Annotated in this window: 13 protein-coding genes; 10 read left to right on the top strand and 3 right to left on the bottom strand. The window is 62.6% G+C overall.

The genetic code is table 11. From position 1 onward, the window contains the following. Positions 1–336: 336 nt before the first annotated feature. On the top strand, positions 337–2,976 hold the full coding sequence (locus tag Pan44_RS19570; RefSeq protein WP_145032595.1) for a hypothetical protein: 2,640 nt from the start codon (positions 337–339) through the stop codon (positions 2,974–2,976). 76 nt (positions 2,977–3,052) lie between these two features. On the opposite strand, the gene clpX is transcribed toward Pan44_RS19570, so the two are convergent. Together clpX and Pan44_RS19560 are read right to left on the bottom strand one after the other, a co-directional pair. Beyond that, a complete protein-coding gene (clpX, locus tag Pan44_RS19565) occupies positions 3,053–4,330 on the bottom strand; it encodes an ATP-dependent Clp protease ATP-binding subunit ClpX (protein WP_145032592.1) in 1,278 nt (425 codons plus the stop codon). A 270-nt stretch (positions 4,331–4,600) separates the two neighbouring features. After that, positions 4,601–4,960, bottom strand: a complete 360-nt coding sequence (locus tag Pan44_RS19560; RefSeq protein WP_145032589.1) for a hypothetical protein — start codon at positions 4,958–4,960, stop codon at positions 4,601–4,603. Positions 4,961–5,341: 381 nt separating this feature from the next. Between Pan44_RS19560 and Pan44_RS19555 the strand changes: the two genes are divergently transcribed. Continuing rightward, entirely contained in the window at positions 5,342–6,115 is a 774-nt protein-coding gene (locus tag Pan44_RS19555) for an NADH-quinone oxidoreductase subunit J family protein (protein ID WP_145032587.1), read from the top strand. Between the two features lie 106 nt (positions 6,116–6,221). Continuing rightward, positions 6,222–7,712, top strand: coding sequence for a carboxypeptidase-like regulatory domain-containing protein (locus Pan44_RS19550; protein ID WP_145032585.1), 1,491 nt, complete (start codon positions 6,222–6,224; stop codon positions 7,710–7,712). A gap of 12 nt (positions 7,713–7,724) precedes the next feature. Here the strand turns inward: Pan44_RS19550 and Pan44_RS28170 are convergent, their stop codons facing one another. Next, positions 7,725–8,258: a hypothetical protein gene (locus tag Pan44_RS28170; RefSeq protein WP_145032582.1), complete on the bottom strand. Its 534-nt coding sequence runs from the start codon at positions 8,256–8,258 to the stop codon at positions 7,725–7,727. A gap of 172 nt (positions 8,259–8,430) precedes the next feature. Between Pan44_RS28170 and uvrB the strand changes: the two genes are divergently transcribed. From uvrB to Pan44_RS19510, 7 genes are all read left to right on the top strand, one after another. Beyond that, complete coding sequence (gene uvrB / locus Pan44_RS19540) at positions 8,431–10,557, top strand: excinuclease ABC subunit UvrB (RefSeq protein WP_145032579.1); 2,127 nt, start codon at positions 8,431–8,433, stop codon at positions 10,555–10,557. 184 nt (positions 10,558–10,741) lie between these two features. Next, entirely contained in the window at positions 10,742–10,912 is a 171-nt protein-coding gene (locus tag Pan44_RS19535; RefSeq protein WP_145032576.1) for a Flp family type IVb pilin, read from the top strand. 119 nt (positions 10,913–11,031) lie between these two features. Further along, positions 11,032–11,391 (top strand): SpoIIAA family protein, encoded by a 360-nt coding sequence (locus Pan44_RS19530; RefSeq protein ID WP_145032573.1) that lies wholly within the window; start codon positions 11,032–11,034, stop codon positions 11,389–11,391. 65 nt (positions 11,392–11,456) lie between these two features. Continuing rightward, positions 11,457–12,182 carry a 2-amino-4-hydroxy-6-hydroxymethyldihydropteridine diphosphokinase gene (folK, locus tag Pan44_RS19525; protein ID WP_145032570.1) on the top strand — a complete coding sequence of 242 codons (726 nt, stop codon included), beginning with the start codon at positions 11,457–11,459 and terminating at the stop codon, positions 12,180–12,182. Positions 12,183–12,393: 211 nt separating this feature from the next. Further along, positions 12,394–13,332 (top strand): YihY/virulence factor BrkB family protein, encoded by a 939-nt coding sequence (locus Pan44_RS19520; RefSeq protein ID WP_145032566.1) that lies wholly within the window; start codon positions 12,394–12,396, stop codon positions 13,330–13,332. A 473-nt stretch (positions 13,333–13,805) separates the two neighbouring features. Then, positions 13,806–15,209, top strand: coding sequence for a YdcF family protein (locus Pan44_RS19515; protein WP_197453491.1), 1,404 nt, complete (start codon positions 13,806–13,808; stop codon positions 15,207–15,209). 114 nt (positions 15,210–15,323) lie between these two features. Further along, positions 15,324–19,211 (top strand): PQQ-like beta-propeller repeat protein, encoded by a 3,888-nt coding sequence (locus Pan44_RS19510; RefSeq protein WP_145032559.1) that lies wholly within the window; start codon positions 15,324–15,326, stop codon positions 19,209–19,211. Positions 19,212–19,553 lie beyond the last annotated feature (342 nt).

Raw genomic sequence — 19,553 nt, 5'->3', positions numbered from 1 at the left:
GGTTTGATGCGTCGCAATGGCATTGAGTTCGATCTGCCAGTTCTGACAATCAACACACAAGCCCCACTCTTTCTTCGGGTTCTGGTCGGTCATCGACAGTGTCATCCTGAGGGCCGGCCCGACCACAAAACCAAGTCTACGCAACTCAGGTGCCAACGGCTGATTTGCCCATTTTCTTCGTGAAACGAACCACCTGAGGAGATTTCGGTTCGACGGGCGTGCACCCTGGCGGCTGGCCGTGCACGTGCCCTCACACAATCTCGCGTGATAAAGTCCGCTCAATGCCGCCCGCAGACACGGATGTCCCGCTTCAAGCGTCTTAAGGAGTCAAGACCCATGGGTTTCCCTCTTCGGTTCGTCGCCGCCGTGCTGGCGGCGGTGGTTTGGGCTCCTCTCACCACAGCGGAGGACGCGATCGAAGCCAGGGGCTTCAGCGGGAACCCCTTCGGCATTGGAATGGTGCGGGTCCCCGTGCGAGGCAACCGTCCCGAATCGCAACCCTCGGATGTCACGTGGATGGTGGAAGGCACGGACGGCCGGGTGTTCTATCCCTGCTACTTCAGGGAATCGATTCCCGGCTCAACCGACCCGAACGCGCTCTCGGCACGTGGGGCGTACTTTCTGTTCAAGGGAGATACTCCGCTGAAGGTCAAATTCAGCGACGGCCGAAAGACGACGGACCACGAACTGACGGTGGTCCACGATGCAAAAGGGAAAGACGCCCTGCTTGCACGCTGGTGGTCGCAGTACCAGCGCTCAGCCAGTGGCATGGCGAACATGCCGATCGTCGAGAACTACACGACTCACATGCTGGCCCGGCGGCTGGGACTGACCCCGCCCGCGCCGCGGTCTGGAACGTCGTGGCCCCAGGACGAGATGCTCGGTTCGTTCCTGGGCTTTGAAGAAATGCGACTCGCCATGCAGGCCGACCGCATGCTGGACAACGGGGACGCGCCGGAGCCGGCGGACCAGCCGCTGCCTGCAGCGGCGCTGCCACCGGCGATTGAGGTGCCGGAGTTCGTGGCGGGGGAGGTCGAACCGCTCGCCTCGCGGGTTCCCGAAGCCTGTTTCTATCTCCGGTTTGGCAGCTATGGGAACTACCGCTGGTTCCGGGACACCATGAACGAATGGGGAGGAAATCTCCGCGAGATCGTGGCCGTTCGGAGCGTCGACTACGACATCGCCGGCAGACTGGAACGGCAGCTCGTCCTGAAGGACAGTGAACTGGGCAAACTGCTGGGAGGAGCGGCGATCAGCGACATGGCGGTGATCGGGACGGACACGTTCGTGCGGGAAGGGGCTTCGATCGGCGTCCTGTTCCAGGAGAAACAGCCGGGAATTCTGGCCGCGGCGATCAAGGCCCAGAGACTCGCCGTGAAGCAGCAGGCCGGCGTCACGGAACAGGCTCTCGACATGGAGGGCGTCCCGGTCTCGGTGTTGACGTCTCCAGGCAATGTCATCCGTTCGTACTATGTCGCGGATGGAGGCTTTCACTTTGTGACGAACTCGTCGACGCTGGCCCGGCGGTTCGTCGCCACCGGCAAGGGCGTCGGGCGGCTGTCAGACCTGCGCGAGTTCCAGTACGCCCGGACCAAACACTCGACCGGCAAGGAAAATCCAATCCTGGCCTATCTGTCTGACCCGTTCATCCGCCAACTGGTGAGCCCGGCCTACCGCGTGGAAATGACGCGCCGAATGAAGGCGGAAGCGGATGTGGAGCTCGTCGCCCTGGCCCGGCTGGCCGCCATGGGAGAAGCGGCGGCGCATGGCTCCGTCGACGAGCTTGTGGCGGGCGGATTCCTGCCGGCCAAATTCGGCAAGCGGGCGGATGAGACGATTCCGCTGCTCGTGGACGGGAAGACGGTGGACTCGCTGCGCGGCGCCCGCCGGACGTTTCTGCCCGTGGCGGATGTCCATGTCGAAGCCTTTACGAAGTCGGAGGTTGAAGCGTACCAGAGATTCTCCCAGTCATATCAGGCGCTGTACCGCCGAATGGATCCGATCTCGATGAGCCTCACACGGCAGGCCACCAGGGAGGGGCGAGAAAGAATCGTGCTCGATGTGTCCATCACCCCGTTCACACGCCAGAACCTGGGCGCGCTGGCCGGTTTTCTCCCGCCGGCCAGTCGTCAGGAGATCACGGCCGGTCCGGAGGTGCTTGCCTTGCTGCAGGTCGGCAGCAAATCGCAGGTGTTCGCCGGAGTGTTCGATTGTGAAATCGAACATCGCTTTGAGAACGGCCGGGGCGTGGCCGACCGGGCGACTGAGGAACGGCCCCCGCTGTTTCTGGGTGAGTACGGAAACGCCTATCGCGATCTTCTGGACCTGAAGGGAGAGAAGTCCGCGGACGGCTATTTCAGCAGTCCCGATGCGTTGAATCCCGAGCCGGCCCGACGGTTCGGCCTGGACTATGGCCGCGAGTGGAAGGAGTGGTGGGCGGCCTCGTTCCGGGAGCAGGCGCTAAAGGAGCTGACTCCCGGGTTGTCCATTTCTGAAGGCGAGCGGCCGGCGCAGCTGCGTTTGAAAATTGGCGATCTCGGCCAATCGAAGTTGGCGACGCTCCTGAGGGCCGGTCTGTACCAACTGGAGAGGGAGGCATCGCGCGCCAATGCGCGGTCGCTCAATTCCTACACCACACAGTTCAAGGTGGAAGAGGCCGGCGCACTGTCGGCCGCTGCAGAGGTGCTGGGGGCCAATCTCGTCTGTCCGCTGGGGGGCGAGTACCGCCGCGATCCGCCGGACTACCAGTTTTCGACGCACCAGCCCTGGTATTCGACAGCGTGGCCCGCTCCGAAAGAGCCCTGGAAAGAAACTCCATTCTTTGAACGGCTTTCCCTGAGCCACCTGCATGAGGTTCCGGCGAGTTATGACCCGAAACTGCTGAAGTGGGTGAAGGGGCTCGCTGTCGAGGTGCGTTTCGAAGACCAGACGATGTTTTCTCGCGTGGAGCTGGAAGTCCAGCCGGCAATTCCTTGAGCGTCCCTCACCGCCTGGAAACAAAAAAAGCCCAGGGGTTGTGCCCCCTGGGCTTTTGGATTTGAAGAGACTCGAATCAGGCCGCGGCCGAGCCTTCGCCGGCGAGAAGCTTGGTCTCGCCGCGGACGACTTCCGGCGTGATGACGTACCGCTGGCCGCGCTGCCGGTCCGGCAGTTCGTACATCAGCTCGAACATCACTTCTTCGATCACCGACCGCAGTCCGCGGGCTCCGGTTTCCTTCTGCTTGGCGATCCGGGCGACTTCCCGAAGGGCGTTCGGCGAGAACTCGAGTTCGGCCCCTTCCAGCTCGAAGTACTTCTGGAACTGCTTGACAAGGGCGTTCTTCGGCTCGGTCAGGACGTGGACGAGGTCGTCCTCGCTGAGCGGCGACAGCGTGCTGATGACCGGCAGACGCCCGACAAGTTCGGGAATCATGCCATAATCGAGCACGTCATCCACAGTGACCTGGGACAGCAATTCGCCGCGGCGTTCGGCCAGAACCGACGGGTCGTTGCCGAACCCGATCATCTTCCGTCCCAGTCGCTTGCCGACGATCTCTTCGATGCCGGCGAAGGTTCCGCCGCAGATGAAGAGGATGTTCGTGGTGTCGACCTGGATGTACTGCTGCTCGGGATGCTTCCGGCCCCCCTGGGGAGGCACGTTGGAAACGGTCCCTTCCAGCATTTTCAGCAGGGACTGCTGAACGCCTTCGCCCGACACGTCGCGGGTGATGGAGACGTTGTGGCTGGTTTTTCCGATCTTGTCGATTTCGTCGATGAAGATGATTCCCCGCTGGGCGGCTTCGATATCGAAGTCGGCTGCATGCAGCAGTTTCAGCAGGAGGTTCTCGACGTCTTCGCCAACGTAGCCGGCTTCCGTCAGGGTGGTCGCGTCGCCGATCGCGAACGGCACCTGGAGGAGCTTGGCGATCGTCTTGGCCATCAGGGTCTTGCCGGAGCCGGTCGGACCGATGAACAGGACGTTGGACTTTTCAATTTCCACGTCGCCGTTGCGTTCTTCAGAGAACTGCAGCCGCTTGTAGTGGTTGTGCACCGCGACGGCGAGCGTTTTCTTGGATCGCCCCTGCCCGACGACGTACTTGTCCATGTGCGCGACGATTTCGCGCGGCGTCGGGATGCGGTTGAACAGTTTCTTGGAATCGCCGCGGCGTTTCCGTTCCTGTTCGAGGATCGACTGGCACAGATCGATACACTCGCCGCAGATGTACACGTCGCCAGGCCCTTCGACGAGGGGCCCGACATCGCGATAGCTCTTTCCGCAGAAAGAGCAGTTGGCGTTCTTCTTCCCCGTCGAGCTTTTCTTGCCGGGGGTGAAGTCTTTCTCCGAGGGCATGCAGTATCCTTCACAGCGGTCGATCGACCAGCAGGTTCCGATCTACGGTCTGTTCCGTTGCCGCTTCCCTGATTCGGCAGGCGGAGAAGTCAGTCATGAATCGTCGTGAAACAGTGTCCGATTCACGGGTTGGCCGGATGACGACGATTCCACGCTTCGCGTAGTTCGCAGCCTTCCTGCCGCTTTGGTCCGGAAAAGTGGAGGACGCCTGTTGCGACCTCTGTTCCGGCAGCATGAACCGCCAACCGGCAGCTCACGCTGGTTCGGGCCTCACCCGGCGGCCGGTTCATCTCCCGGCGCGCCCGTCTGGGTGTTGCCCCACTGTTCCGACCGTTCCGTCGAAGTCGCTTTGCCCGCCGGCAGTGTCTGCCCCCTTTGCGTCAGGGTGGCTTCCACCGCACGTCGTGCAGCGCGACTCTGGATGGATCGGAATTCCGCCTCGGTGAGCGCACCCGTGCGGCGCATTTCCTCGGCTCCTTCCACTAATAGCTGGACGTCGCCCGCAGGATCCTCATCATCCCAAAACAAGGCTCGGATCTTGACGACGACCAACGCCAGAATCACGATCGCAACTATCAGGCCAATCCACCACGCCGTGGAGTCCCGCAGCATCTCCTGCACGCGGTCCATGCTGTTCACACCCTGCTGTGTCATGCGGATTCTCAGCAGTCTCCGGCGATTTCGTTGCCGCGGTCGATTATCCGGCGTTTCTGCGCGCCCGACAAGAAGACGTCACGGCATTTCCTGCCGTTTCACGACGCCCCCAGATTGTACGTTCTTCGCGCCGCCAGCGACAAACTTGCAGCAACGATCCGCCGCTCCACCTTCGACATTGATTCGCGCGGTGATCCATTCGGTCAGCCACGATTCCTCCCGCGTCCTCGACGACTCCCGGGTGATCCTCTATCGTCCGCAGCTGACCTGCTTCCATGCGCCCGCGCGGCCGATGGCCGATCGGGAGCCTGCGTTCGTTTTCGCTACTTGCCGCGCCCCCGCGCGGAACCCTGGTTCATGACCGCAATTCTGGATTCCTGGCAGCTGATCCTGCCGCTCATCCTGGGCGCCGCCGCAGTGTGGTGGCTGTTGCCGACCTCTGCTGCCGCCCGGCCGAAGATCGTGGCTGCATTTCTCGGAATCGCGGCGTTCGCCATTCTTGCCGGACGCCTCAGCCCCGCGATGGATGCCAACGTCTCGCGGTTCATCACGGCGCTGTTCGGGCTTTCGGCAGTCACTGCCGCAGTCCTGATGGTCACGAACCGCAATCCTGTCTACGCCGCATTGTGGTTCGCCGTCGTCACGCTGAGCGTGTGCGGGTTGTTCCTGATGCAGTCGGCCCCGTTTCTCGCGGCGGCGACGATCATTGTCTACGCAGGCGCGATCATCGTGACGTTCCTGTTCGTGATCGCACTCGCGCAGCAGGCCGGAGCCACCGTTTATGACCAGCGTGCCCGTCAGCCGTTCATGGCGACGGTCGCCGGATTCGTCCTCCTTGGAGGAATGCTGTTCGCCTTGAGCAAGGGACTTCCCCTGGAACCTGGGCGTGCTCCGGAGCTTCGCATCGCCGCCAGGAAGGCCGCGGTCGCGCAGGACGTGCCGGACGACGAGGCCGTTGTCCCCGAAGGAATCGTCATCCGCCAGCCGGAACAGGTGGGAACGCTGCGCGGGCTGGGGCAGCTGATGTTCACTCACTACCTGTACTCGATCGAAATCGCCGGAACGCTGTTGCTGATTGCAACCATTGGGGCAATCGCCATCGCCCCGCGACGGTCCCACGGAACGTTGTAAGCCGGCCCGAGCGTCCCGCAACAGAAGCCCGATTCGCCTTCGCGATTCAGACGCCCTTCACTCGCCGGGTCAAGGCGATGACCGGGCTTTGCGGGGGGAGAACCCGATGCGTGGTCTCTTGCGGACATTCCTTCTCGGGCTGGCAGTGGCAGGGCTTGAGTCGTCGCCCGCGCCCGGGCATTCTCCGCCCACCGCGATGCTCCGTGTGGCCGGCCGGGTGGTCGATTCCGAACAGACGCCGGTGGCCGGGGCATGGGTCTGCTGGTCGCCTGGCCATGTCATAGATGGGCGGCCGACACTCACGGTTGAAGCGGAAACGAACGCCGAGGGTCGGTTCGAGCTCTCGTCACCCGACGGTCGAGAGCTGCCTCCTGAGTCCGACCAATGGGGCTTCCTCTGGGTTGTGGCCAGCGACCATGCGCTGGCAATCAGCCCTGCATACGATTTTCGCGAGGGCGCGAATCCTCCGGCAATGCGGCTGTCACCGCCAGCCCCCTTCCGCCTTTGCGTCGTCGATCCCGACGAGCGACCCAGGGCGGGCGAACTCGTGGAGCCACTCCACGTCGTGAATCCTGAACGCCAGATGGTCGATTTTCCCAGGAAAGTGTGTGACCGCCTGTCCGGCATTACGGACGCGAATGGCGAGCATCGGGTGAATTGTTTCCGGCGGGGAGAGCGTGTCGGTTTCCGGGTCGTCTCAGAGCAATTCGGAATCTACGACGAAATCGGGGCCGAAGCCCGCGAAGTAGACTCACTGGTCACCATCCCAATGCGGGCTCCTGCACGTCTCGATGGAATGACGGTTGGCGACAACGTGAAGGCGTTCGCGGGGCTTCGGCTGCGGGTGACAAGCTATGTCTCTTCACCAACGCCGATCCTCAACCGCGTTACGGATCTCCTTTCCCAGTCAGAGGTCGTCGTGGGCGATGACGGGCGGTTTGTTGTGCCGTCGATTGGCGCCGGGACTCTCTCGGTTTTGACCCGCCGGGAGGGGCGCCTCGACAACGCCGTTGTCACGGCGCCTCGAACGGTTTCCCCCGGGCACACGGCGACCATCGTCCTCGGGCCCGAGCCAACCACGATCTTTCGCGGGACGGTCGTCACCGAGGGAACGAACGAACCGGTCGCCGATGCGACCGTCACGATCTCCGCCGGCCAGCGATTCGCCATGCAGACGACAGCAACAGATTCCGCCGGCCGCTATAGCGTGACCAGCTTCGCCCGGAACAGCGAACTGCGGGCAATTTCTCGGGGCCAGATTGTCGAGTGCAGGGAAAGCGTGGAGGCGAACGCGGCTCCGGGGATGAAAGTCGTCGAATGCCCCCCGATCAAACTCCCTCCCGTTCGTAGCATCCGCGGCCAGCTTGTGGATACGGCGGGCGCGCCGGTCTCCGGTGCCGAGGTGATCGGGCTCGAGGTCGCGATCCACCACGGGAAGGGGACGAGTTCGACCAAAGGCGAGTTTGAACTCGTAACTGCGGCCGATCGCGCAATTACCGATTACATCGTGCACATCGACATGGAACCGCGAACGGTGACCGTTCAAAGTCGCGATCCGCTGGTGCTCGTGCTGGATGAGAAAACAAAGTCGGATTGAGTCGTCGGCTGCCTACCGAACCGATTTCAGCGTCACAGGGCGTCGGACGCGGCGCGAGTTCTGCATCGCGATGATGATGCGGTCGCTGGCCCCCGCAGCTTTCAGGATCGACAGGCCGGTCGGGTTGAGGTCGAAAGACGAAAAGGATTTCTCGACCGTATTGAGGATCACTTCTTCCGACTGTCCATCTGCCAGCATCTGCAGGACGTCTTCATTCTTCAGGGCGATTTCGAGCGTCTGCCGGTAGTGTTCGTCCGCGGTGCGCTCTTCTTCCTGCTCACGGAGATCCTGGGCGGCGCCGGCAGTCCCTCCGATCACGCCCCCTGCAGCGCCGGCGATCGCGGCCCCCTGAAGGGGCTTCCCCACCCGGCTGCCGATGACCGCTCCGGCAAGGGCCCCGACACCCGCTCCGGTCGCCGCGCCGGTGGTGGTGTGCGTGGCGGACCGGCAACCGAAACTCGCCAATGCCAGTAGAACGGCAACGGCGCGGCGGCCTCCTCTCTTCGAAGGACAGAGTTGTTCACACAGGGGGAATGCGAAGGACATAGGGCGGAGGGAAGGGCGTTCGCAACGGGACGGGCTTTCCGCTGGTAGCTAGAATGGGGTTATCGGTTTCCTGATTCGCATCGGGAAGTTGAGCCACTCCCCCGGCGGAGAGCCTTGCGATCCAGCTGCAGAAGTTGCCGCACTTTCGCTGAACCCGATTGCCCAGAACTCCATGCCTTCCTTCGAGCTCTCGTCCCAATTCGCTCCGGCCGGAGACCAGCCGCAGGCCATCGAGGCTCTCGTCCGAGGCCTGAAGGAAGGGAAACGCGACCAGGTTCTGCTTGGAGCGACGGGAACGGGCAAGACGTTCACCATGGCGAACGTCATCGCCCAGGCGCAAAGGCCGGCGCTCGTTCTGGCTCACAACAAGACGCTCGCCGCGCAGCTCTACGGCGAGTTTCGCGATTTCTTTCCTAACAACGCGGTCAGCTACTTCGTCAGCTACTACGACTACTACCAGCCCGAGGCCTACATTCCGCAGCGGGACATCTACATCGAGAAAGACGCCTCGATCAACGAGGAGATCGACCGCCTCCGGCTGCTCGCGACCAGCGCCCTCGTCAGCCGGCGCGATGTGATTGTCGTCGCCAGCGTCTCGTGCATTTACGGCCTCGGTTCGCCGAAGGACTACCTGGAAATGATGGTCCCGATCACCGTCGGGCAGACCATCGACCGGGATGAGATGCTCCGGAAGCTGGTCGACATCCAGTACGAGAGGAATGATTTCGAGCCCTCGCGGGGAAAGTTCCGTGTGCGGGGAGACGTCATCGAAGTGTGGCCCGCCTACGAAGAGTTCGCCTACCGCATCGAACTCTGGGGCGACGAGGTCGACAAGCTGTCGATCATCGATCCGGTCACGAATGCCGAATCGAAGTCGCTCAACGAGATCTACGTCTACCCGGCCAAGCACTTCGTGCTGCCGCAGAGCCGCATTGATGCGGCCATGGGAGAGATCGAGAGCGAATTGGAGGACCAGCTGGCGAAGTTCAAGGCCGAAGGAAAGCTCCTCGAAGCACAGCGGCTCCACGCGCGGACCCGGCACGACATCGAACTGATGCGCGAACTGGGGTATTGCCCGGGCATCGAGAATTACAGTCGCGCGCTCGGCGGCCGGAAGAAAGGGGAGCCGCCGTTCACGCTGTACGACTTCTTCCCGCAGGACTTCCTGCTGTTCGTGGACGAGTCGCACGCAACCGTCCCGCAGGTGCGCGCGATGTTCAATGGCGACCAGGCGCGGAAAACGACCCTCGTGGATCACGGATTTCGGCTGCCGATGGCCCTCGACAACCGTCCGCTCAAGTTCGAGGAATGGAATGAACGTCGCGGGCAGGCCATCTACGTCACCGCGACTCCGGCCGACTGGGAACTGGAAAAGGCCGAAGGGGAAGTCGTCGAACAGATCATCCGTCCGACGGGCCTCGTCGATCCCGTGATCAGTATCCACCCGGCGCGGGGCCAGGTGCCACACCTCGTGGAGCAGATCCGTATCCGGGCGGAACGTGAAGAACGGGTCCTCGTCACCACGCTGACCAAGCGTCTCTCCGAGGATCTCGTCAACTACCTGAAGGAAGAGGGCGTTCGGTGCGAGTGGCTGCACTCGGAGCTGAACGCGATTGAACGCTGGGAGATTCTCCGCGAGTTGCGTGAGCACAAGTTCGACGCGGTTGTCGGGGTCAACCTGCTCCGCGAAGGACTCGACCTGCCTGAAGTATCGCTCGTCTGCATCATGGATGCCGACAAGGAAGGCTTCTTAAGGAGCGCCACGAGCCTGATCCAGACGATCGGACGCGCTGCCCGGAATGTGAATGCCGAGGTGATCCTGTACGCCGACCAGGTAACCGACAGTATGCAGAAAGCGATCGAAGAAACGAATCGACGCCGCTCCCTGCAACTGAAATACAACGCCGAACACGGCATCACGCCCGAAACGATCCGCAAGGCAATTCGTCGTGGCATTGAGGAGGAACTGGAAGCCCGACGCGTGGTGCAGGAAGCGGCCGGCCTGAAATCGGAAACCCAGTACATCACCCAGGAATTCCTGGGTGAACTCGAAGCGGAGATGCTGCGGGCTGCTGAGAACCTCGAATTCGAGCGAGCCGCGCAACTTCGTGATCGGGTCGTCGAACTCAGGAAGCAGGTCGGCCAGCACGTTCCAGTGCTGGCAATCGATGCCTACACCCCCGAGGAAGGCGACGAGAACAGGCCGGGATTCGCCAGGAGTGGCGGAGGGAAGGGGCGGAAACGGGGTGACGCCTCTCCGAAATCGCGGGGGCGCGTTCCCAGGCCGCGGAAGAATTGACGAAAGGATCTCGGGAGACTTCGCTGCGGGTTGTACCGGTTGTGGCGGTTCGGCCTTCGGCCTGGAACGTGGGCAAACCGCCGATTGAGAAATCCTCCTCGTTTTGCGGCGACCCCGCGCCTTGTTGAGGCGTAGGGTTCATCAAATCCGAAACATCCGTCTCCCCCAGCCGACCTGCCGCACCATGAGCCGCATCCTCAACTTCCTCCGGCGAGAAGATGGCCCGACGGCGGTTGAATACGCAGTGATGCTGGCCTTGATCGTTGCCGTCTGTATCGCCGCCATCGGTGCGCTGGGCAACAACACGCGAATGATGTTTAACGACAGCGGCGACAAGCTCAATTCGGCCTGGTAGCGCGAAACTGCGGCCCCTCACGCTTCGCAGGGGACGCCTCCATCGAACCGTTGCAACGACCGGGACGTTCTGGCACTGTGTGAGCGCCTCGAACTTCCTCACGACGGAGAGACGGTGTCATGATTGAGAAGCTTTCGCGCAGCGCGGGACGCGTGATCGGGTTCAAGCTCTCAGGGAAGCTTCACGACGCCGACTACAAGACGTTCGTTCCGGACATCGATGGGGCCATCGCACCCCATGAAAAGGCGCGGATCCTGGCCTGGTTCCATGATTTCCATGGCTGGGACACCGCCGCCCTCTGGGACGACATCAAATTCTCGACGACGCATTGCGCCAAGGTCGAACGCATCGCGCTCGTCGGCGAGAAAACCTGGGAAAAATGGATGGCCCAGGTCTGCACGCCGTTCACCATGGCCACGATCCGCTATTTTGACGCGTCCCAGATCGAAGACGCCTGGAAGTGGCTCGAAGAGCCCTGATCGCCGCTCGCGGAACTTCGCCGGGTTGACTCTCCACGCGCCAACCGAGCCGCTACATTTCCGCGATGCGCTCCTTTGTGGCATTTGGCGGGAACCTCGGATACGTCGCAGACACGTTCAGGGCGGCGGCAGAACGCGTCGCGAAGCTGCCGCAAACCCGGATCATCACCCGCAGCCGTCTGTTCAGCACCACTCCTGTCGGCTCGCGTTCGACAAACCCCTATCTCAACGCGGTCGCAGCCGTCGCGACGGAGCTTCCCGCCGACGAGTTCCTGGCGCGGCTCCATGAGATCGAGCATGACTTCGGCCGGCGGCGAACTGGTCGCTGGGGTCCGCGAACGCTCGACCTCGACCTTCTCGCTTACGGAGACCACATCTCGACGACCCCGGAACTGCTGTTGCCGCATCCGCACTGCTGGTATCGCCGGTTCGTGCTCGATCCCTGGTCCGATATTGCCCCCGGTTTCGTCCTGCCCACCCTTGGCGAGTCCGTCGGATCTCTGCTCAAACGACTCCGGCAACGCCCGCTGCCGATCGCGGCGCTCGATGACATCGCCAACGCGGAGGTCACTGCAAGTATCGCCGCCCTTCCCGAAGTCGAACCGCAGCACGATCTGGCCGGTGACCCGGCGATCATTTTCTCGATGAGTTCCGGCGGGCCCCGCGAACGGATCGTGAATCTGTCGATGGCGTCAGACCCCGCCGTCTATGCACTCGACGTTCTTCGGGCTGCCCTCGACGAGCCTCGCCCGATCATGGACTCGCGGGAACTTCCGCGGCAGCAGTCCTGATTCGGATTCGCTCCAGGCCGCGGGTGCTGCCCGAACAACATCCAGCGTGAGTGCCTGCAGGACAGACGGGCGTCTTCTCGAGCGCTTGGGAAATGGCAGGAAATGGGCCTGTCCTCTTCATTCTTCGCAGGGCACACCGATTGCACGTTGATCGACGTCTGCGAGCCTCTCCGATCGCCATGACAAGGGAGCCGAGAATCCGCGTGCGAAGATGAAACACCTGGACCTGAGAGAATGGCGCGACCTGCTGGTGCAGACCGGCCGGGAATGGAGTGAAGATAAAGTTCCGCGTCTGGGAGCCGCGCTCGCGTTCTACACCGCCCTCTCGATGGCGCCGCTGCTGGTCATTTCTCTCCGCGTGGCGGCCCTATTCTTCGGAGATGACGCGGCCACTGGAGAGATCGAACGCCAGGGGCAGGCGCTCATCGGTAAACAGGGCGCCGAAGCCCTCCAGGCGATGATCGAGAATGCGGACAACGAACAGTCCGGGACACTCGCCGCCGTCCTCGGCGTCATCACGCTCCTCTTCGGAGCGTCGGGAGTGTTCGGACAGTTACAGGAGAGTCTGAACACCATTTGGGAAGTGCAGCCCCGTCCGGGACGCGGAATCTGGGGATTGATCCGGGACCGCTTCCTTTCATTCGCGATGGTGATGGGAAGTGCATTCTTACTGCTCGTCTCGCTGGCGATGAGCACGGCCCTCTCTGCGACCGTCGCCTTCGTCGGCCACGGTCGTGGGGATCTCCACTCGCTCTTCACAATTGGAAACACCGTAGTGGGTTTCGTCGTGATCACAGGGATTTTTGCAGTCACCTTTAAGATGGTCCCGGACGTAAAGATCGCCTGGAAGGACGTCTGGGTCGGAGCAGTGATCACGTCCCTCTTGTTCGCGATCGGCAAGTTCGCCCTGGGGCTGTACTTGGGCCGAAGCTCGATGGCATCGTCCTACGGAATGGCCGGGTCCTTGATCGTGCTGCTGGTCTGGGTCTACTACTCCGCGCAGATCGTGTTTTTCGGAGCGGAATTCACGCAGGTGTACGCCAACCGATATGGCACTCAGATCGTTCCCTCGTCCAACGCGATTGCTGCCACAGAGGAATCGAGGACTCAGCAAGGACTGGGAAATTCGCCCGAGATGAGGCCCAACTGAGGTTTTTCGAAACCCATGCGCGAGCCATTCAAAATCGTCTAAGCCATTTCCCTGAAAGAGTTTTCACCACTGCCTCCGTCTGGCAGCACGGGAATTTCGTCTCCCAGGGCAGAAACTTCCGAGATTCGCGGTGCAGGTCTCGCACGTTTCTCGCATTCAGGGCGAGGACGTACCAAAGGCCACTGAATCGATCGGGCAGAGTCGCAAGACTTCCGGCAGCAATGCCGGAATCGACCAGCGGATCCAGGCCACTTCCTTTTTTGCCGGGCTGGCCCGGCGACCGTCCGGTTTCGGGCGTTCGTCGGGTCTCATTTTTTGCGCCGGCAGGAATGGACGACGGCATCAGCGAGAGGCCGTCGTCCAGACTCTCGGGCTTTCGGAGACTCCATCGATCTCCTAGTTTGCAGGAAGTACTACGTCCTTCCAGCAAACCATCTTTGATGGCCTCTCCCAGGCACACGAAATCGGATCCAATGACGCCGAGCCTGTCGCCGCGGCGACGACGACGGCGTTGGATCCGCTGGAGCCTCCTCGCTCTCTTCACCGCGATCCTCCTCTTCCATGTTCCCATTCTGCGCGGCATCGGAAGACTGCTGATCGTCGAGACGGCCCACAGCCACCCGGATGCCCTGTTCATGATGTCCGGCGACGGCGCCTACAACTACGCCGCCAACGCCGTACGGAACATTCCGGGCCCGCTCATCCTCAAGCCGGAGATGTCGAAGACTCGCCTGGAAGAACTGGGAATTGCTCCTGACCGGATTGCCGAATTTCATCGTGAATTGGCGCGCCGCGGAGTCCCTGATGGACAGCGGATCGTGCTGCAGGGCGAGGCACGCAATCAGTGGGAGGCCCTCGAGCTTCTGGACCGCTGGCTCGTTCCAGGGTCGCCGCAACAGGTCACGGCCCTCTGCGACGAATTCCAGACTCGGCGACTGAAGATCATGGTCGACGCCGTCCTCAAGACACGTGCCCCCCAACTCGGCATTCAACCGCTGACTGATCGCCGGTTCGATGCGACGAACTGGTGGAAGTCGCGCGGGGGGATCCGCGCCGTCGTCCTGGGAGGAGTCTCCCTCGCCATTGCGTCCATCCACCGTGGAAGCCCCGCCCAGCCGACACCCTTCGATCCCGAGGAGTACGAGACGGCCCTCAAGGCAGGCAGGGCAGTCGACTCCGGGCGAAACGCCATGTCAGCGAGTTGGCTGGAGTCGGTCGCGCGGTGGCTCGATATCGGCCAGATGCCAACAAAAGTCGACCACGTCGTCCTGCTGCCCGGAGACGAAGACGTCAGGCCTTTCGTGGCGGCCGCCCTCGTGAATGCAGGCCTGGCGGACGACATCCTGTTGCCGCGGAACCATGCCTCCCCGTCCGTGGAAGATGGCCTCGCGTCGCCTGTTCACGAGATCGCGGCCAAAGCCATCAGCCGGCGTGGAGTCTCGCTCGACCGATTCCAGGTTCTCTCCATGAAGAGCGACGGAACGATCGAGGACGCGATGGCCGCCAGGGAAGTGCTGGACCAGGAGCCGGACGCCAGGGTGGCTGTCGTGACGAGCTTCTACCATACACGCCGCGCACGGATGTCGTTCCGGGCGATCTATGGGCCTCGCGCGGATCAGTTCCTCTATGTCTCGGCGCCGGTGGTCGACTTCAATGCTGCCAACTGGTGGAAAACTGATACCGGGATGCAGCTGATCGTCACGGAACTGGTCAAGGTCGCGATCTACTGGGTGAGCTATGGCCCGGGGAGATACTGGTTGCTGTCCGGCCTGGTCCTGCTGATCGCCGCCTGGCGCTGGCGAAGAACGATTCGCCGGCGAAGAAAACGTGAAGAACTGGCAAAGTCCGTGACGGCCGCCGCCGCGGTTCCTGCGTGACTTTCGAAAGCGGCTGTCTCGACTGTCGCGATGCCTTCTGGAAGTCGGTAGTCTGCACCTCGCTGCTGACGCCCTTCCACCCGCGCGAGCGGGCCCCGCCCCAGGTGTCCGACCATGTTGACGCTTCGCCCGCTGTTCGCGGTTTCGTCCCTCCTGATGTCACTTGCGACTTCAGGCGTCGCCGCAGATTGGCCCACCGAACGCGGTGACAATTCACGCAGCGCCTCGACAGACGATTCACTCACGCTGCCGCTGAACTCTCGCTGGATGATTAAGGCCCCCGCAACACCACGCCTCGCGTGGTCCAGCGCCGAGGGGCGCGTGATGGAAGGCAAGCTGATTGCGCACCGTATCCGGTTCGATGACGCCTTCCGAACCGTCTCTTCGGACGGCAAGGTCTACTTCGGTTCGACCGTCGACCACCAGGTCCACTGCGTCGACCTCGCGAGCGGCCGTGAGCTCTGGACGTTCTATACCGGTGGGCCGGTGCGGCTGGCCCCGACCGTTGCCGGAAACCGCCTTCTGTTCGGCTCGGATGACGGGCGCGTGTACTGCGTCGACAAGCTTACGGGAGCCCTCCAGTGGGAGCACCGTGTCGCGCCGCAGGATGAATGGCTGCTCGCCCGGGGTGAAATGATCTCGAAGTGGCCCCTCCGCACCGGGGTCCTTGTTCATCGTGGAGTCGCGTATTTCGGGGCGGGCATCTTCCCGCACGAGGATGTCTATCTGGAAGGCGTCGATGTCGAAACCGGCCGGCGCGTCTGGGGCGTCGATCAGGTCAGCTCGATGGATGCCGGACGAAATGATCTTTCGCCGCAAGGGGCTCTCCTGGCGAAGGAGGACCTGCTGTTCGTTCCCTCAGGAGGATCGCTGCCCGGCGCTTTCGATCTGAAAACCGGCACGCTGCTTCACAAGCGGACGCATAGCTGGCGCACGACCGCCGGCGGCGTCGTGGGCGGCACGGTCGCCGTCCTGGCGGACGGACAGATTTACAGCGGCGGCGAACACCACTTCCTCGCGATGACTGAAGCAAAGGGAGATGTCGGCTTCGCCTGGCTGGACGGTCATCAGCTCGCGATCCAAAACGACCAGGCGTATGTCGCGACTGGCGCCTATGTGGCCCGTCTCGATCGTCCTAAGGCGGCGGCCGCCAGTCGGCGGCGACATGCCATCGAAGCTCAACTGGCCACGCTTGGCAAGGAACGCGATGCCGACGCGCGCAAGGCGGCCGCTGAAAAAAAGAAGAAGCTGCAGGACGAACTGGCGACGCTGAAAACGACCGGAGTTGACTGGCAGGTCGAGACCCCCGACGACTCCTCGCTGATCGTCACCGCCGAGCATGTGATTGTCGGCGGGAAAGGAAAGGTCACGGCCTACCGCAAGGACAACGGCGAGCAGGTCTGGACGCACGAAGTCGAAGGCGATGCCCGCGGCCTGTCGGCTGCGAATGGCTCGCTCCTGGTGAGCACCGATGCCGGCGTCGTCGCCGCCTTCGGGGGGGCGACGCCTGTGGCCGAAACGCTCGCTGCCTCCGGGAAGAAGACGCCGACCATCGATCCCGCTATCCGCAATGCCGCGGCGCAGATTCTTGCCAGCTCCGGAGTCACTCGGGGCTACTGCCTGATCGTTGGCGCGGAAGAAGGACAGCTGGCTCACGAACTCGCGACGCACAGCGATCTCAAGATCTACTGCGTGGAGCCGAATCCCGAAAAGGCCGCGCGGGCCCGTCAGTCGCTTCAGGCGGCCGGACTCTACGGTCACCGGATTACGATCCACACGTGGAAGCTGGACGAAATCCCCTATTCGAACTTCTTTGCGAACCTGATCGTTTCGGAAACCGCGATTCGCACCGGGGGCGCTCCTTTCTCGGGAGAGCAGGTCGCCCGCCACCTGAAGCCAGTCGGCGGAGTCCTCTGTCTGGAAACCGCGAAGCCTGAGTTGGTCGAAACCGCTCGGAAGGTGATCAACGAGACCGGACTCGATCCGGAATCAAAGGTCGAAAGCAGGGCGGAGTGGACCACACTGGTTCGCGGAAAACTACCCGGCGCTGGGGACTGGTCACATCAATATGGAAATGCGGCCAACACCGCTGTCAGCGCCGACAAGCGGGTGCAGGGAGACCTCGGAGTTCTCTGGTATGGCGATCCGGGCCCGGGTGAGATGGTCAACCGCCACGACGGAGCGGTCGGCCCGCTTGCCATCGACGGCAAGCTGATCGTGCAGGGTGACAACACGATTCAGGCCTACGACGCCTACAACGGCGTTCACCTGTGGACCCACACCAACGACGGCGCCATCCGCACCGGCGTCTTTCAAAATCAGAATCCGGCCAATATCGCCGCCGGACTCGGATGCGTGTTTCACTTCGTCGGCAGCAAGTGTCTGCAGCTCGATGCCGCGACAGGCCGCCTCGTGGCGACGCACGAACTGCCGGCCAGCCGCAACAACGGTCGGCATCAATGGGGCTTCGTCGCCATCGAAGGGGGGATGCTGATCGGGGCGGCGACGCTCCGTCCGCAGCTCGCGGATCAGGCGCGTCGACGAGGCCGGGTGACCGACGATTCGACAGACGCAATCTTCGCCATCGAACTCGCAACCGGGAAACACGCCTGGTCGTACAACGGCAACACAATTTCGCATCACACGCTGGCGATTGCCCCGGACAAGGTCTGCTTTATCGACAGCTCGATCACCAGCGAGGAGCGCGATGCCATCCTCCGGCAGGACAAATCGAACCTAGCCGCCCTCACCGGCAAAGAGCGGGATCTCGCCGAAGAGCGAATGAAGAAGGCCGACGTCCGGATGGCGGTGGCCGTGAACATCAACTCGGGAGAGAAGCTCTGGGCTCATCCGGTCGACGTCACCGATTGCAGTGACATCGGGATCGGCGGCGGCAAGCTGACCATGATGTTCGCCGATGGAAAGCTGGTCCTGTGCGGTGCAAATGCGAACGGCCACTACTGGAAGCAGTTCGTCGACGGCGAATTCAGCCGACGCAGGCTCGTCGTCCTTTCGGCTGACGACGGCTACAAGCTCTGGGCCAAGGATGCGAATTACCGCAATCGCCCCATCGTGATCGGCAACCAGATCCTGGCCGAACCCTGGATCTACGACCTCGCCAACGGCGAACAATTGACGCGGCCTCACCCGATTACCGGGGAACCCGTTCCCTGGAGCATGATGCGGACCGGACATCATTGCGGAATGGTCACGGCCTGCGATTCAGGAATGCTGCTGTTTCGATCGGGTGCGACGGCATTCGCCGACCTGAATCAGGATGAAGGGATCCGGCACTTCGGCGGCCATCGCCTGGGATGCTGGATCAATGCCATCGCGGCGGGTGGCCTGGTCATGATTCCTGAAGCAAGCGCGGGATGCGTCTGCCAGTTCTCGATCGCTTCCACGATTGTGCTCGAGCCGCGCGAGGCCCGTCGTCCCTGGACGATCTACAGTGCCGTCGGCAGCCTGACGCCGGTCAAGCATCTGGCCATCAACCTGGGCGCTCCCGGAGATCGCAAAGATGCCGACGGGAAAATCTGGTTCGCTTACCCCCGGCCGCTCCCGTACCGGGAAACCTCCCTCGAAGTGAAACTCGACATCGCGCCGGCGTTTTCGAAACAGGGCGGCTTTGAGGCTGTCGGGTCGATTGGCAGGCACAACGTGACCTCCCCGACCCCCTGGCTCTATGAATCGTGGGCCAGCGGGCTGCAGTCTCTGTCGATCCCGGTTCTCGGGAAGGATGACGAAGCCGCAACCTACACCATCCGTCTCCATTTCGGCGACCTGCGCGAATCCCCCTCGGCCACAGCGATGAAGATCCGACTGTCGTCGGGAGACGACAGCAAAGAGATCGAAGTCAACCTCCCGACACCCGCCTCGAACACGATCGCTCCGACCGTCATCGACGTGACCGGCGTGAAAGTGAACGGCACATTGCAGGTCGACCTGTCGGCAACGACCGGACTGACGCTCCTCAACGGCCTGGAAATCGTCCGCGAGTAACCCCGGCTCATCATCGAGTGAGCGGCCGTCGCTCGCCGCCGGTCTGATCATCCATCGCCGTCCCGACACCATCGGGACGGCGAGGCTCCCGCCGAGCCGCGAAAATTTCCAACGCCCGCGTTGTGGCACGGTCTGCCGTGCCACACCAGCCAACCGTCAGTTCGCCCCGCGCTCCGGCACGCTCGCCCCCTCGCAATTTCTCGCATTCCGGCATGCGGCCTGCAGCACCCCCGTCCGCCCGGCCCGCGCGTCCATCGGACGTCGAGAACCGGGCCATCTGCGCCGAATCTGTCGAGGTATCGAATGGACCACACTCAGTCGAGCCCCCAAGAGAGCACTCAA

Origin of the sequence: Caulifigura coniformis, from assembly GCF_007745175.1 — a bacterium.
Taxonomy (GTDB): domain Bacteria; phylum Planctomycetota; class Planctomycetia; order Planctomycetales; family Planctomycetaceae; genus Caulifigura; species Caulifigura coniformis.
Note: the sequence above shows the minus strand (reverse complement) of the source record. Positions and strands in the feature narration are given on the sequence as shown.

Excerpts from the sequence above, each read along its gene's own strand:
- Pan44_RS19515 (WP_197453491.1), top strand. The coding sequence starts at position 13,806 with ATGACGCCGAGCCTGTCGCCGCGGCGACGACGACGGCGTTGGATCCGC.
- Pan44_RS19560 (WP_145032589.1), bottom strand. The coding sequence starts at position 4,960 with ATGGACCGCGTGCAGGAGATGCTGCGGGACTCCACGGCGTGGTGGATT.
- Pan44_RS19535 (WP_145032576.1), top strand. The coding sequence starts at position 10,742 with ATGAGCCGCATCCTCAACTTCCTCCGGCGAGAAGATGGCCCGACGGCG.
- folK (WP_145032570.1), top strand. The coding sequence starts at position 11,457 with ATGCGCTCCTTTGTGGCATTTGGCGGGAACCTCGGATACGTCGCAGAC.
- Pan44_RS19510 (WP_145032559.1), top strand. The coding sequence starts at position 15,324 with ATGTTGACGCTTCGCCCGCTGTTCGCGGTTTCGTCCCTCCTGATGTCA.
- uvrB (WP_145032579.1), top strand. The coding sequence starts at position 8,431 with ATGCCTTCCTTCGAGCTCTCGTCCCAATTCGCTCCGGCCGGAGACCAG.
- Pan44_RS19520 (WP_145032566.1), top strand. The coding sequence starts at position 12,394 with ATGAAACACCTGGACCTGAGAGAATGGCGCGACCTGCTGGTGCAGACC.
- Pan44_RS19550 (WP_145032585.1), top strand. The coding sequence starts at position 6,222 with ATGCGTGGTCTCTTGCGGACATTCCTTCTCGGGCTGGCAGTGGCAGGG.
- Pan44_RS19555 (WP_145032587.1), top strand. The coding sequence starts at position 5,342 with ATGACCGCAATTCTGGATTCCTGGCAGCTGATCCTGCCGCTCATCCTG.
- Pan44_RS28170 (WP_145032582.1), bottom strand. The coding sequence starts at position 8,258 with ATGTCCTTCGCATTCCCCCTGTGTGAACAACTCTGTCCTTCGAAGAGA.
- Pan44_RS19530 (WP_145032573.1), top strand. The coding sequence starts at position 11,032 with ATGATTGAGAAGCTTTCGCGCAGCGCGGGACGCGTGATCGGGTTCAAG.
- clpX (WP_145032592.1), bottom strand. The coding sequence starts at position 4,330 with ATGCCCTCGGAGAAAGACTTCACCCCCGGCAAGAAAAGCTCGACGGGG.
- Pan44_RS19570 (WP_145032595.1), top strand. The coding sequence starts at position 337 with ATGGGTTTCCCTCTTCGGTTCGTCGCCGCCGTGCTGGCGGCGGTGGTT.